The 15,555-nt window shown below is 29.5% G+C and carries 16 protein-coding genes; 1 reads left to right on the top strand and 15 read right to left on the bottom strand.

Translation table 11 applies throughout. From position 1 onward, the window contains the following. Positions 1–8: 8 nt before the first annotated feature. Positions 9–716: a pseudouridine synthase gene (locus tag BUB63_RS01670; RefSeq protein WP_027308245.1), complete on the bottom strand. Its 708-nt coding sequence runs from the start codon at positions 714–716 to the stop codon at positions 9–11. 164 nt (positions 717–880) lie between these two features. Between BUB63_RS01670 and BUB63_RS01665 the strand changes: the two genes are divergently transcribed. Continuing rightward, complete coding sequence (locus tag BUB63_RS01665) at positions 881–1,438, top strand: 3'-5' exonuclease (protein WP_051350605.1); 558 nt, start codon at positions 881–883, stop codon at positions 1,436–1,438. Here the strand turns inward: BUB63_RS01665 and BUB63_RS01660 are convergent. From BUB63_RS01660 to xerD, 14 genes are all read right to left on the bottom strand, one after another. Then, positions 1,435–2,712: an FAD-dependent oxidoreductase gene (locus BUB63_RS01660; RefSeq protein ID WP_027308246.1), complete on the bottom strand. Its 1,278-nt coding sequence runs from the start codon at positions 2,710–2,712 to the stop codon at positions 1,435–1,437. The two genes, BUB63_RS01665 and BUB63_RS01660, sit on opposite strands and share 4 nt — an antisense overlap. Then, positions 2,709–3,698, bottom strand: a complete 990-nt coding sequence (locus BUB63_RS01655) for a sulfide/dihydroorotate dehydrogenase-like FAD/NAD-binding protein (protein WP_035165891.1) — start codon at positions 3,696–3,698, stop codon at positions 2,709–2,711. Before BUB63_RS01655 ends, BUB63_RS01660 begins: the two co-directional genes overlap by 4 nt. An 87-nt stretch (positions 3,699–3,785) precedes the next feature. Further along, positions 3,786–4,919, bottom strand: coding sequence for a D-alanyl-D-alanine carboxypeptidase family protein (locus tag BUB63_RS01650; RefSeq protein ID WP_027308248.1), 1,134 nt, complete (start codon positions 4,917–4,919; stop codon positions 3,786–3,788). A gap of 38 nt (positions 4,920–4,957) precedes the next feature. Next, positions 4,958–5,368: a GerW family sporulation protein gene (gene ytfJ, locus BUB63_RS01645; protein WP_073247737.1), complete on the bottom strand. Its 411-nt coding sequence runs from the start codon at positions 5,366–5,368 to the stop codon at positions 4,958–4,960. Next, positions 5,322–5,885: a hypothetical protein gene (locus BUB63_RS01640; protein ID WP_073247736.1), complete on the bottom strand. Its 564-nt coding sequence runs from the start codon at positions 5,883–5,885 to the stop codon at positions 5,322–5,324. The genes ytfJ and BUB63_RS01640 overlap by 47 nt, the downstream gene beginning before the upstream one ends. Positions 5,886–5,928: 43 nt before the next feature. Beyond that, positions 5,929–6,501 carry an SMC-Scp complex subunit ScpB gene (gene scpB / locus BUB63_RS01635; protein ID WP_073247735.1) on the bottom strand — a complete coding sequence of 191 codons (573 nt, stop codon included), beginning with the start codon at positions 6,499–6,501 and terminating at the stop codon, positions 5,929–5,931. Next, positions 6,480–7,232 (bottom strand): segregation/condensation protein A, encoded by a 753-nt coding sequence (locus BUB63_RS01630; RefSeq protein ID WP_073247734.1) that lies wholly within the window; start codon positions 7,230–7,232, stop codon positions 6,480–6,482. Before BUB63_RS01630 ends, scpB begins: the two co-directional genes overlap by 22 nt. Positions 7,233–7,243: 11 nt before the next feature. Continuing rightward, positions 7,244–7,864, bottom strand: coding sequence for a site-2 protease family protein (locus BUB63_RS01625; protein WP_073247733.1), 621 nt, complete (start codon positions 7,862–7,864; stop codon positions 7,244–7,246). Then, positions 7,857–8,957, bottom strand: a complete 1,101-nt coding sequence (locus BUB63_RS01620; protein WP_073247732.1) for a tRNA nucleotidyltransferase/poly(A) polymerase family protein — start codon at positions 8,955–8,957, stop codon at positions 7,857–7,859. The genes BUB63_RS01625 and BUB63_RS01620 overlap by 8 nt, the downstream gene beginning before the upstream one ends. Before the next feature lie 377 nt (positions 8,958–9,334). Then, positions 9,335–10,492, bottom strand: a complete 1,158-nt coding sequence (locus BUB63_RS01615; RefSeq protein WP_073247731.1) for a D-alanyl-D-alanine carboxypeptidase family protein — start codon at positions 10,490–10,492, stop codon at positions 9,335–9,337. A gap of 127 nt (positions 10,493–10,619) precedes the next feature. Beyond that, positions 10,620–11,945: a pyrimidine-nucleoside phosphorylase gene (locus BUB63_RS01610; RefSeq protein WP_073247730.1), complete on the bottom strand. Its 1,326-nt coding sequence runs from the start codon at positions 11,943–11,945 to the stop codon at positions 10,620–10,622. 13 nt (positions 11,946–11,958) lie between these two features. Beyond that, entirely contained in the window at positions 11,959–12,777 is an 819-nt protein-coding gene (locus BUB63_RS01605) for a purine-nucleoside phosphorylase (protein ID WP_073247729.1), read from the bottom strand. 16 nt (positions 12,778–12,793) lie between these two features. Beyond that, positions 12,794–13,966 carry a phosphopentomutase gene (locus BUB63_RS01600; protein WP_073247728.1) on the bottom strand — a complete coding sequence of 391 codons (1,173 nt, stop codon included), beginning with the start codon at positions 13,964–13,966 and terminating at the stop codon, positions 12,794–12,796. Positions 13,967–14,137: 171 nt separating this feature from the next. Then, complete coding sequence (gene xerD / locus BUB63_RS01595) at positions 14,138–15,016, bottom strand: site-specific tyrosine recombinase XerD (RefSeq protein ID WP_027308259.1); 879 nt, start codon at positions 15,014–15,016, stop codon at positions 14,138–14,140. Positions 15,017–15,555 lie beyond the last annotated feature (539 nt).

The raw sequence follows: 15,555 nt of genomic DNA, 5'->3' as shown, positions 1-15,555 counted from the left end.
TCCCCTCACTATAATGATTTTAAATATTCTATTTCATCACTATTTAAATATCTCCATTCACCCTCTTTTAAATTTCCTAATTCTAAACTACCAATTCTAACCCTCTTTAACTTCAATACCTTATGTCCTATGGCACTACACATTTTTCTAACCTGTCTATTTCTACCCTCGTGTATTATTACTTCAACAATACTTGTTTTATCCCTTATCTTTAGTAATTTAATTTTTGCTGGTGCAGTTATATAATCCTCTATCTTTAATCCCCTTTTAAATCTTTCCATCTCTTCCCTTGTTGGTACTCCTTCAACTTCTGCTATATATACCTTGTCTATCTCCTTTGAAGGATGCATTAATTTGTTTGCAACTTCACCATCATTAGTTAATATAAGTAGTCCAGATGTGTCATAATCTAATCTACCTACTGGAAATATTCTTTCTTTTACATCAACTAAATCTACTACTGTTTTTCTACCAAATTGGTCTTTAGCTGATGTTATGTAACCAGTTGGTTTATTCAGCATAATATAAACTTTATTTTCTTCTGGCTTTACTACTTTACCATTTACTTCTATAACATCAAATTCAGTATCTACAGTTACAATTTCTTTTATTACTTTACCGTTGACCTTTACTTTACCTTGTAATACTAATTCCTCAGCCTTCCTTCTTGAAGCTATACCACATCTTGCTATATACTTTTGAATTCTCTCCTTCATCTTTACACTCCCTTCTTGTTATTAATTATAATAATAAAAGATGTTTAAAACAACATAGTAGCCATAAATAACTAATTACATATTTATTTACATAATAAAATATCTATTATTTACTTCCTAAAAATGTTATAATATCTTGTAATCTTTTAAAAGGAGCTGAAAAAATGTCAATAAAAAAAATAATTTATTCTGAAAAAGTATACAAATCTTTTGTAGCATTGGATTTAGAAACAACTGGACTTCATCCAGAAAGTGATAAAATAGTAGAAATAGCAGCAATAAAATATGATAATTATAATATAATTGATTCCTTTCATACACTAATTAATCCTAAAATAGAAATACCAAGTTATATAACTTCAATTAATGGTATTTCTAATGATATGGTCAAAACAAAACCTACTATAGATCAAGTATTTCCTAAATTTATAAAATTTATTGAAGATCTACCCATAGTTGCACATAATGCAGGTTTTGATGGTAAATTCATTAAATATTCTTCTTTTTACTTGTATAATAAAGATATTATAAATAATATTTTTATAGATACTGTAAAAATAGCAAAAAAAATATACCCACAACTTCCAAATCATAAATTAGAAACAATAAAAAACTTCTATGGGTTAAATTTGAAAAGCCATAGAGCATACGATGATACATTAGTTGCTGCAAACATATATATGGATTATTGCAAAAGACAAAGGGGCATCATTTGCCCCTAAATAAGCTTTTCTTTAAATATTCCATCAATCATTAGCTTACTTACCTTTTGTTTTATTTCTTCAACATCTGTTATATATAATCCTAAACTCTTCATTCTTTCAAAATATTCCGAACCTGCAAAAGTATATCTTTTAGTAAGTCCTTTTTTATTTTTCTTACCTTCGTTTTCATATTTAATTATATCTCCAACTGCTAATGATGATGGTAATTCTATGCATTTCAATCCAAGTACACTTCTTACAGCATTATATCCTGCTAAGGTTCCTGTTACTATTGCTTCTGTGTGTCCCACAAATAACCCACTCTTTTCTCCACCAACAAAAAGGTTATCAAGTCCTACTACCTTCATTGTATTATCCCTTGGTGCCATTGATAGATATCTTATAGAGTTTGCTCTTCCTCCTGCATACGGGTCAATAAATCTTACATTTTCAAAACCCTTTAACTTTCTTAAATTTTCCAACGGATAATAACTCGTCATAAGCTTTGCGTGTCCAGTATCCAATAAAATAACCTTTTCTGCGAATTCTTTAAGAGCATATTGCTGACATACCTTCATTTTCAATTTTTCTGGATGTATATCCTCCTTTGGTACATCTGTAATATATACACCTTTAGCATCTAATTCTGATCTTATTTCCTCTGATAGAGAATTTTTATCAAGTTTGCAAGAACCACTCATTGCTCCAAAGATACCATCATCTCTCATTGCAAGTATATCTTCTACTCCTGCTCTTTGACTTAAACTAACTCTTGGCCCATATGCTGGGCATCTTAATATACACATAGAACATCCTTTGCCATATCTTATACAGTTACCCATAGGGCCTGTTGAACCTGTTGTTTCAATATATACATCTCCTTCAATACTCTGCCCATCCTGAAGATAAATTGCGTTGATATGATTCTTTTCAACATCTACATCCACTGCTCTTGTTTCAAATTTTATTTCGATACCTGAACTTAAAAGATATCGTCTTATATTTGCCTCTATAATCGTTACATCATATAAATCTGCGTGTTTATGTCCTGGAAAATCTATATTTTTATGTCTTGTGCACCTCTCAATTATTTTAAACAAATCATCTGCTCCTAAAGCAATTAGTTCTTCTGCAGCAGTAAATCTTCCATTGTTTCTCATTATTCCACCAACATTACCTAACCCTAAAAGCATATCAGTTCTTTCTATTAAAATAACATCTGCTCCACATTTTTTTGCTTGTAACGCAGCAGCACAGCCGGCCCAACCACCACCAACTACAACAACCCTCATTTATTACCATCCTCCATTAAATAATATTCAATCGGATTGTATTGTTGCTTGCAGGAACGTATATACTTTTCTGATAATTTTATTTGACAACTTCCACATACACCTTCTCCACAGCACATAATATGGTTATTAACACTGGCAAAATATATTTTATTATTTAATTTATATATATAATTAATTAGTAATCTATTAAAATCATCATCTCCAGCAACTAATATCACTGGTATCTTATTTGAGCTTAAAATTTTATCAATTTTATCTATAAAATCATCTGTTAAATAATTTGTTTTATAGTTGACAATATTTAAATTTTCAACATTTGCTCCATACTTTTTATAATACGAAGTACACGCATTCTCTTGGCTTCTTCCCTTATCAAGTAGAGCAAATATATTGTTATCATATAGTTTTAGTCTTCTTGTAGCTAGTACACCTGGAGACGCTGCAACTCCACGACCTAAAATCAATACATTTGTATTTTTTAGATTTCTTAAAAATCTTTGTCCCTGTATTCCATTCCAATATGGTCCCTTTATCATAATATTTTCACTACACTCTGCTATATCCTTAGTCTTTACCCCGTGTACTTTTATTAGCATAGTTATAGTAGATTTTTCATAATCAACATCCATAATTGAAATAGGAGTGCCAAAATAATCTGGATTTTGAGGTTTCTTAATAAAAACAAATGCTCCAAAATTGTCCAACTCTCTAACCAAATAATTTGTGACTTTTACTTCAAACAAATATAAATCATCTCTTATTTTTTTAACAGATACTATATTGTATTTTTTATATTCTCTATTTTTTTTGGCTTTGTTCCCATTGTTAATTAGTTCTTGATATATGCAAGTTCCTTTCCAATATAAACAATCACAGAAAATCTTGTTTTGAAGTTGGCTACAGATTATACATTCTCCCTTTTCTGCTAAATGGCAAGGACAAAAATCAGAGCCTGCGTCTATGCACTCAACAAATCTATACACCAAAACCCCCCCTTCTTTTATAGATTATTCAGTTTATAAAAAATTGTTACAAAAAGGCTACCTAAATATAGGTAGCCCCGCATATAATTATTTAATTGTTATACTTTTAAAGGTATCAGTTATTGTATTTATTAAATTTTTCCTGTCAACATCTCTATCACTAACTACAGGATATTTAGCAATTATATTTCCGTCATAATAGATAACTAAATTACCTAAAACATCACCCTTTTTTATAGGTGAGAAGATTACAGAAGGAACAAATGCCTCTGTTCTAATATATTGGGCCTCTTCGGATTTTATCGGAATAAAAACATCATTTTCGGTTAAGGATATTATATATCTTGATTTTCCTCCAAATACTCTTAGACTTTTTATTTCATCACCTTTATTATAAAGCTTTATAAATTTATAATTTTCTTTTGCATATTTCACAAGTTCCTCTGCATCCTTCCATCTATCGGAACTATTTAAAACAACACAAATATATCTACCATAATCGTGCCTCACTGATGCAACTAAACACTTCCCCGCACCACCTGTATAACCTGTCTTAACTCCATCGGCATTTTCAACTCTATATAAGAATTTATTTATATTAGAGTAACTTCTATTAAATTTACCACTAATACCTGAAGATATCTCTTTTGTTGAAACTATTTTATTAAAAATTTCATTTTTCATAGCATACGCTGTAATTTTAGCTAAATCTTCAGCCGTTGTATAATGGCCATCAGCGTCAAGTCCATGAGGTGTTTTAAAGGATGTATTAAATGCACCAATTTCAATTGCCTTTTCATTCATCATCTTTAAAAAATTATCTACATTTCCACCTATGTGTTCTGCTATAGCAATAGCTGCATCATTACCTGAACGCAACATCAATCCATATAATAACTCTTCTAACGAAATTTTTTCACCAGCAATAAGCCCAACATTTGAACCTCCTATTGAAGCTGCTTTTTTACTTATTATTACCTTATCATTTAAATTACCCTTTTCTAATGCAACTATAGTAGTCATTATTTTTGTTGTACTTGCCATAGGAAGTCTTATATCACTGTTTTTACTGTATAAAATTCTACCTGAATTCTGATCTATTACAACAGCAGCATAGGAATTTAATGTTATTTTTTTACTTGTAGGAACTGAATGCATTTTTAAACTTGACGAGAGTATAAATATCAGTATTAATAATAATATGTTTAAGTATCTTTTCATTTTGAACACTCCTATATAAGCGCAATTGTTAATTGCTCTTATGATGGATTAAAATTTTCATCTTCCTTATTTTCTTTTTTCTTTTTAAAATTTTTTATTAAATCCTTTAAAAGTTCAGGAACGTTGTCAAGTATTCTTTCAACATAGTTCATTTCAGTTGCAGGTAATAGTCTAACATCTTCTCCAACAACTAAAAAAGCAATTGGTTGTACTGAAACTCCTGCTCCACTTCCTCCTCCAAAGGGATACGAAGAATTATTTTTGTCTGAGTCTGATTGTTTAAATTCACTTCCACCCGATACAAATCCCATTGATACTTTAGAAATTGGTATAATAACTTTTCCATCCTTTGTTTCTACTGGTTCACCAACAATTGTGTTGACATCGATCATCTTTTTTAAATTATCCATTGTAGTTCTCATCAATCCTTCTATTGGATGCTCTGCCATATAAAACACCACCCTTGTAAATTTTTATTAAGATTATAAATGATTTTATTAAAAATATTATTATTATCATTAAATTAAAACTTATAGAAAGTTTAAACTCAAGTTTTGGTTTTGTTGAATTGAAATCACAATAAATACTTCCACTATGATAAAACTTATAATTATTAGATAAATATGCAAATAAAACAGGTAAAACGGAATTTAAAACTCCAAAAATCATTGCAGCATAAAATGCATCACTACTTGAAACTTTTAGATTGTAGTTTAGTCTTAAATTTATTCTTTTTAAAAGATAATTTATGTTATTGATTGTTGGTCTAATGTAATGAGAAGCAAATCTATAATTAAACTTTATTTTAGGTTTTTCTTTTACTTTATTAGTTTTCTTTTTTTTAAATAAATTTATTACTTTGAAATTGTAAATTTTAATAAAAAAACTTTTTTCATCATAAATTATTGATATATTTATAGGCATAAACAATAATAATATAAAAATTAACAATATAACATATTTCATAGTAAACCACCTAAATTAAAAAATGAGGAAGAATAATCTAATATTATTCTTCCTCATTTTCCAATTTTAATTCAATTAGCTCAGGTAATTCATTAATATTTTTAAAACCAAAATACTTTAAAAACTCATCTGTTGTACAATAAAGTATTGGTCTACCTGTTGTATCAAGCCTTCCACTCTCTTTGATAAGTCCCCTTTCAAGAAGAGTGCTTATTGCCCTATCACTTCTTACACCTCTAATTTCATCTATTTCTACCTTAGTTATAGGCTGTTTGTATGCAATTATTGCCAATGTTTCAATTGCTGCTTGTGATAAATTTTGCTTAGATTCTGGCTTTAAAATCTTCTTAATATATGTTGAATACTCAGGTTTTGTTGCCAATTGAATTTTATTATTGTATTCAATTAGCATTAGCCCTCTATTATCTTTTTCATATTCTAAAGATAAATCCTTTAATATGCTTTTTAACTCTTTTAAGTCAATATCAATAATTGAAGATAACTCTTTAATATCAACTCCATCTCCAACTGCAAAGAGGATTGACTCAATAATACCTTTTATTCTTTCAGTATTCTCAGATAGTCCAAATTTCTTTAAAAAATCTGATTCTGCCATTCTTCCTCCTGCCCTTCTATATATATATCTTCAAAATTTCCACTTTGATATACTCTTATTTTTCTTATTTTTATAAGTTCAAGCATAGCAAGAAATGTTACAATAAGTTCAATTTTACATTTTGCTTCCTCAAAAAAACGCGTAAACCTAATTCTTTTATACACTTCAACTAATCCTATAATATAATTCATCTTATCCTCAATTCTATATTCATCATGGCTTATATTTTCATCTATCAGATTTTTTTTATTTGTTCTTCTTTCATATGCTTCAATTACTTTTTTAAATGCAAACATTAAATTTTCTAAGGTTATATTTTTGAAAAATACATCCTTACTCTCAATATCATCAATTATTTCTGGTGGCTTAAAATAAATTGAACTTTGTTCCTCAATCATTTTTAACTGTTCTGCAAACTCTTTATATTTTTTATACTCTATAAGTTTTTCAACTATCTCTTTTCTTGGATCCTCTTCAACCTGTTCATCCTCCTGTGTTTTTTTTCTTGGCAAGAGCATCTTTGACTTAATCTCAAGTAATGTTGCTGCCATAACCAAAAATTCACTTGCTATATCTAAATTTAGCTCCTCCATTGTTTTTAAATATTGAATATACTGCTCTGTTATTTCTGCTATAGGTATATCGTATATATCTACCTCTGCCTTTTTTATAAGATGTAATAGTAGATCTAATGGCCCTTCAAATGCTTCTATTTTAATATTTATTGACATTTAACCTCACCTTAAATTAAAATTTCTGCTAATCTTATTAGTAAAATACCTAATTTTTGATTAATAAATACTAATAGATTCCTAAACGGAGTGAACCAAAGCAACATAAGCAATACAACTGTTGAATACCTCTCCATAGAATAGATATAATAAGCTACCTTACCCCTAAATAATTCTGCAAATATCTTTGATCCATCTAAAGGTGGAATTGGTAGAATGTTAAAAACAGCAAGTCCTGTATTTATAAAAAATAATATTTTTAAAAATTCAGCAACTCCAAGTGTCTCCTGTGTAAAATTCACTTTAAATAAAATCACAATAGAAAAAAATGCAAGAATTATATTTGATAATGGTCCCGCCAAAGATGTTATTATTATACCTATTCTTTTATTTTTAAAGTTGTAGGGATTAACAGGTACAGGTTTTGCCCATCCAAATCGAACTATTAAAAGTGCAATCAAACCTGCTATATCTATATGTGAAAAAGGATTTAAAGTTAACCTATCATATGCCTTTGGTGTGTCATCCCCAAGCAAAGTGGCTGCTAAAGCGTGTGAATACTCGTGAATAGTTAATGATACAATAACAGCTATACTTACAAATATTAATTCACTTAAAGAACGATTAAACATTTTTACCTCCTAAATCAATTAAATGTTGTACTGTAGCATTTACAATATAATCACTTCTATCCCTTGGATTTACATTTAATATCTTATCATTGTCTATCTTATAATTTATATTTTTAATAAAGTTCTCAATTCTTTTATCCCTAAAGCAATTTAAGAGTAATGCACTATTAAATTGCTTTTTATTTAATACTAAATATCTATATATATCATAATCATCATACTTTAGAATACCATTTAATTCTCTTAATTTCAAACATTTTTGAATGAAATTTTTTGATAAACTCAATCTATTTTTTATTATCTCTAATGTCTCTTCATTATTTTTAAAGAATAAACATATATATTTTTCTTCAGATTCAAGTAGTTTAAAATTACCTATAGGTATGTTTATATCAATTGAGGAGTTAAAATACTCATTAAAAAAATCAAAATAAATAAATAGCGTAATAACAACTTTATAATCATCTATTTTTAGTAAATCATCAATCTCCCTTCTAATTCTACTTATAGGTAAGTAATCAAAATATTTATTTTCTACACATTCTCTCATCAAATCGTATGTATAATTACAAAAATTGAAATTTAATCTACTTGCATATTTTATTCCTCTAAAAAAACGAGTTGGATCATCTCTAAAACTTTTTGAATGCAAAACTACAATTTTTTTATTTTTTATATCATTTATCCCGTTAAAATAATCAATAAATTTATCATTCAAAATATCATAGGCAATTGTATTTATAGTAAAATCCCTTCTTTTTAAATCTTCATATAATGTACCTTCTTTTACCAATGGAGTTGAAGCTATTCCATCATATGTTTCCTGCCTTGCCATTACAAAATCAATGTCCTCTCCATCTATAATAAACTTTGAGGTGCAGTAATGTTTATTATAGATAAATTCACAATTTAATTTTTTGGAAATATTTCGACTTATTTCTAAATGTTTTTTTCTATCTACCTGTGCTACGAAATCATAATCAATTGGATCTATACCAATTATTAAATCTCTAACAGCACCTCCAACTAAATAGAACTCTATTTTATATTCTTTTAATATTTCTATAATTTTTCTTACTACATTATCATACATTTATACCACCCACCTTAAATAGTATAACATAAAAAATATATTTAAACAAAAAGAAGTTGATAATTCAACTCCTCCTGGCTGTTGAAAAAGTTATATATTGATTAGCCCCATGAAGGATTTCTTGGGCATCGATTCATTTCGCTAAGCAATTCTAAGCTTTTCTTTGTTTGAAAAAGTCCTACCCTCGCGATGCCATCGTCCTGATGGCCGCTCGGCTCGGCACGTCCTGTGCCGAATTACGGACTTTTTCAAAGCCGAAAAGCAATAATTGCTAAAGCTCATGAAAGAGCCTATTGAAATCCTTTCATGGGGCTTTTCTATACTTTAGCTTACAAGTGGATTTGTCAACAATCTGAAGGAGTTGATAATTCAACTCCTCAATTAGCGTTTAAGAAACTCTTAAATACTCTATTTAAGGTATCTATAAACTTCATCTTTTCTATCTTACAATCTACTATAGCTTCTACTTGACCATAAACATTATCACCATCTACCGCCTTTATTACACCAACTGTCTCACCTTTATTAATTGGTAATCTTAAATCCTTAAAAATTTCTATTTTCTTTTGAATATTCGGTTTATTACCCTTTTCAACAACAACATTCAAGTTATCCTTTGCAACAACCTTTACACTTTCAGGCTTTGCTTTAGGAATACTAACTTCACCTACCACTTCACCCTTTTTAACTACATCAAAACTATCATATTTTGCAAATCCAACATCAAGCAATTGTGCTGCCATTGCATTTCTTTCTTTTGCACTTGGAGCCCCCATAATAACAGATATCAATCTAACGTTTCCTCTTTTAGCTGTTGCTGAAATACAATACATAGCTTCCTTTGTATAGCCTGTTTTTAATCCGTCACAACCTTTATATGCCTTTAACATCTTATTCCTATTTACAAGTGTAAAAGGTGTTTTTCTACCTTCAGTTATTGTCTCCATCCAAATAGTTGTATAATCTAATATCTTGGAATGCTTTAATAATTCCCTTGACATAATGGCTATATCATAGGCTGATGTATAGTGATTAGGATCATAAAAACCATAGCAGTTAACAAAGTGTGTATTATTCATTCCTAATGCTTTTGCCCTTTCGTTCATCTTTTTTACAAATTCTTCTTCTGTTCCACATAAAAATTCTGCTAAAGCAACACAAGCATCATTAGCTGATTCTACTGCTGCTCCCTTTAAAAGTTCCTCAACAGTTCTAACTTCGCCAGTCTCAAGATACATAGTACTACCACCTAATCTTTTAGCATTTTCGCTAACAACAACTTTATCAGATAGCTTTATTTTACCACTATCTATAGCTTCCATAACAAGAAGCATAGTCATTATTTTAGTGACACTTGCAGGTGCAAGTTTTTCGTGGGATTTGTATTCATACAGTATCTTACCTGTTGTAAATTCTACTAATATTGCTGACCTACAGTTCAAATTTGGTTCAACCTTTACTTCCGCCTTTACTTGATATGTAAACATAAAAACAAGTAGTATAGTAAGGAAAATTACGTTTAATCTTTTATTCATTTTTATTTCCCTCCCTAAAGATTTTTATTTATTGTTAGTTTTCCCTGTTTTTCAAAATGTATTAATAAAAACAAATAACAAAAAAGAAAAGCGACATTAACTAATTTAAGTTAATGCCGCTTAAAAATTAAAATCTCTTTATTCCATCCTTTGTAACAATACCAAAAATCAATGGTCTTTCTTCTAATTTTTGTTCCTCTATATGATATGCCTCTAATAATTTTTGTTCTGATATCTTTGCTTTATTTAAATCATTAGCATATAGATATGCTATTACATCTCCTTTTTTTACATAGCTTCCAACCTTTTCTTTGATTATTATACCAACTGCAGGATCTATTGGACTCTCCTTAGTCTCTCTACCTGCACCTAATATTAATGCAGATATACCTATTTGGTCAGCTATAATTTTTGTAATATAACCTTCTCTATCTGCCTTAACTTCTATAATATGTTGTGCCTTTGGTAGAAGTTCTAAATCTTCAATTACTGAAACATCTCCACCCTGTGCCTTTACAAACTCCTTAAACTTTTCGTAAGCAGATCCTGATGTTATTGTTTCCTGTAACATTTTTCTTGCTTCCTCTTCAGTATTTGCTCTACCTGCAAGAAGTAGCATTTGAGTTCCTAAAACAATACATAGTTCTAATAGATCCTCTGGTCCTTTCCCTTTAAGTGTTTCAACTGCCTCTTTCACTTCTAAAGCATTACCAACAGCATATCCTAATGGTTGGTCCATATCTGAAATAACTGCTATAGTATTTCTACCTACATTAGTACCTATATCCACCATTTCTTGAGCAAGTTCAAAGGAATCGTCTAATGTTTTCATAAATGCACCAGTACCTGTTTTAACATCAAGAACAATCGCATCTGCACCTGCTGCTATCTTTTTACTCATTATACTTGATGCAATTAATGAAACATTATCAACAGTTGCAGTAACATCTCTTAGAGCATATAACTTTTTATCAGCTGGAGCTAAATCAGCTGTTTGTCCTCCTACTGCCATCTTAATTCTATTCACATTTTCTATAAATTGTTTTTTTGTCATTTCAACAGAGAAGCCCTTTATAGATTCTAATTTATCTATTGTACCTCCTGTATGTCCTAAGCCTCTTCCTGACATTTTGGCAACTGGAACTCCACAGGCTGCCACCATTGGAGCAAGTACAAGAGTAGTCTTATCTCCAACACCACCTGTACTATGTTTATCTACTTTTATTCCTTGTATCTCTGACAAATCTATAGTTTCTCCTGAATTAACCATTGCCATTGTTAAGTCCGCAGTTTCTCTCTTTGTCATTTTATTAAAAAATATTGCCATTAATAGTGCAGAAACCTGATAATCTGGTATTTCTCCTTTTGTATACCCATCAACAAAAAAGTCTATTTCTTCTTTTGTCAATTCTTCGCCATTTCTCTTTTTAAGAATTATATCATACATTCTCATATGTATTCCCCCTTTACATTCTTGTTACAATTCCGCTTACTAAATTTTTAAATTTATCCTTAACTAAGTTGGATGTTTCAATAACTTCTTCGTGACTTAATGGAACTTCTAATATTCCAGCAGCCATATTTGTAATGCAGGAAATACCTAAAACCTTCATACCACTGTGATTTGCAACAATTACTTCAGGGACAGTTGACATACCAACTGCATCTCCACCTAAAATTCTAATCATTCTAATTTCTGCTGGTGTTTCATAGGATGGACCAGTCATCATAAAATAAACACCTTCTTTTAATTCTATTCCTAATTCCTTTGCCACATCCTTTGCAGTATTAATTAATTCTTTACAATAAGCATTTGACATATCTGGGAATCTTGGTCCAAATTCATTTAAATTTGCTCCTATAAGAGGATTTGTACCTGAAAAGTTAATATGGTCATTTATTATCATTAAATCTCCAGGTTTAAAATTAGTATTAACACCACCAGCAGCATTAGTAACTATTAACTTTTCTACACCCAATAATTTTAAAACTCTTATTGGGAAAGTTACTGTATGCATATCATACCCTTCATAGAAATGGAATCTTCCCTGCATCATAATAACCTTATTATCGTTCAATTCACCATATATAAATTTTCCTGCATGACCTTCAACTGTTGATACTGGGAAGTTTGGTATTTCATTATAGTTTAATTCAACTCTATTTTTAACTTCATCAGCTAAACTACCAAGACCTGAACCTAATATAATCGCTACTTTAGGTTCTTCCTTTATCTTATCTTTAATATATTGACATGCTGCATTTAACTTCTCCATATAATTCATTGTATATGCCCTCCTGTTATTTTAAGATTTCCTTTGCAAAGCTTTCTCCTGCAATATCAGTTTCTATATTTAATAATTCTGCAATTGTTTTACCAATATCAGCAAAGGACTTTCTTGTACCAATATTCACTCCCGGTTTAATATTTTTTCCATAAACGAAAATTGGTATGTACTCACGGGAGTGGTCAGTACTTGGTGTTGTTGGATCACATCCATGGTCAGCTGTTATAATAAGAATATCATCATCCCTTAAATTATTAATGATTTCTGGTATTCTATCATCAAATTCCTTTAATGCTCTTGCATATCCTTCAACATCATTTCTATGTCCGTACACCATATCAAAATCAACTAAATTTGTAAATATTAACCCTCTTGTATTTTCCTTAAGATATTCAATTGTTTTATCTACTCCATCCATATTATTTTTTGTATGTACAGCCTTTGTAATACCATATCCTCCGAAAATATCTTCTATCTTACCAACAGCACAAACATCCATACCATTTTCTGCAATATAATTTAGCAATGTCTTTTTAAATGGCTTCATTGAAAAATCTCTTCTGTTTGGAGTTCTTTTATAGCTTCCACTTGTTCCCACAAATGGTCTTGCAATTACTCTACCAACTCCATGTTCGTCCTTTAGCATATCTCTTGCTATTTGGCACATTTTATAAAGCTCTTCTAATGGAATTATTTCTTCGTGTGCAGCAATTTGAAAAACACTATCTGCTGAAGTATAAACAATTGGATATCCCGTTCTTACGTGTTCATCTCCTAATTCTTCAATAATAGCTGTTCCCGATGCAGGTTTATTTCCTATGACTTTTCTACCTATTTTGCTTTCAAATTCCTCAATTAACTCTTTAGGAAATCCATTTGGATATGTTGGGAATGCCTTTTCTAAAATGAGTCCTGATATTTCCCAATGGCCTGTAGTTGTATCTTTACCCTTTGACATCTCAAGTGATCTACCATATGAACCAATTACATTATCTACTTTTTTATATTCATTTACCCCTTCTATATACCCCAAACCAAGTCTTTGCAAATTAGGAAGCTCAAAGTTTTTAATCTCCTTTGCTATATTACCAAGAGTATTGCTTCCTTGGTCATTATATTCGTGTGCATCTGGTAACTCCCCAATTCCTACACTATCAAGTACTATTAATGTAACCCTATTAACCATAAAATCACCTCTTGTTTTAATAATTTTCTTAATAATCTTGGGATTTTTATTATATCTTATTTTTTCAAAAAAGAAAAGACTTTAAACTATTAAGTTAACTAAATCTTTAAAAATTAAAAATAAAATTCTCTAAAAGATTGTTTTTTTATCTTTTAGAGAATTTTATATCGTTTATGCCCTTGGATGAGACTTCTTATAAACATCACTAATTTTGTTTTTTAATAATTCTGCATAGATTTGAGTAGTTGATATATCAGAATGTCCTAACATTTGCTGAACCGAACGTAAATCTGCTCCATTCTCTATTAAATGTGCTGCAAATGAATGTCTTAAGGTATGGGGGGTTATTTCTTTTTGTATATTTGCCAATTTGGCATAATACTTTATTACTTTCCAAAATCCTTGTCTTGTTAGCCTTTCTCCTCTATGATTCAAAAACAAAGCACACTCTTCTTCATTTTTTAAGAATGTATATCTATATTTTTCCACATAATTTGTTAATGCTTCTATTGCAAGCTTTCCTATTGGAACAATCCTTTCTTTTGAACCGTTGCATTTTACATATCCTAAAAGCAAATTTACATCATCTATATTTAGATTTATTAATTCTGTTACCCTAATACCAGTTGCATACAAAATCTCAAGCATTGCCTTATCTCTTGCTCCTTTTGGTTCTCCTTCATTTGGCATTGCAAGAAGTGTTTCAACCTCATCAATAGTTAATATCTCAGGGAACTTTTTTTCAACCTTTGGAGCTTCGATATCAATTGTAGGATCTTGTTCGATTAATCCCTTAACTATATTTTGCTTATAGAAGGCACGAAGAGTTGCCAAACTTCTTAAAATGGATGATGTAGCTTTTCCTTCCTTTTGAAGGTATAATATATAAGCAATAATATTAGTTCTCTTTACTTTTCTATAATCTAAATTTTCATTTTTTAGATATTCTAAAAATTGTTGTAAATCTCTACTATAGCTTTCAATTGTATTTCGACTTAAAGATTTAGTTAATGCAATTTCATTAATAAAATCTTTAACTAATTCATTCATTTGCAGTACCCCTTTGTATATATATTATACTTATTTTATTCTACATTTTTTTATAAATTCCTTCATTTTATTATCGGAAAAAAAGCCCTATTTATTAATAACCTTATTAAAAATATTTTACTATCTTTTTTATCAAAATTATACATTACAAGTCTGGCATCACCATCAGGCTTTAATTGTATAAAAGAACGAAACCCCTTTAATAGTATATAAATAAATAGCATCAATAAAAAAACAAAAATAAAATTATAAATTAACCTGAATTATTCATGGAATTTATTTAAAAGAGTTCTATAGCCCATATTAACTTAATTTTTTACTAAACTGCATTTCACTTAAAAAGTGAAATAAAAACATGAAAAAGAGGGCCCAAATTTGTTATAATATAGTTGCTAAACAAATACCAAACAAAGGGAGGGTTCTCAATGTTTAGTTTATATGATATTTGTTTAGAAAGCAATAGTAAAATACGATTAAATTTTGATGGTGGTGACTTATCTTCTGATACAGGATTGTTATTGCTTAAAGAATTTACTCAT

Source organism: Caloramator proteoclasticus DSM 10124 (assembly GCF_900129265.1).
Taxonomy (GTDB): domain Bacteria; phylum Bacillota; class Clostridia; order Clostridiales; family Caloramatoraceae; genus Thermobrachium; species Thermobrachium proteoclasticum.
This window is presented reverse-complemented; position numbering and strand designations above follow the sequence as displayed.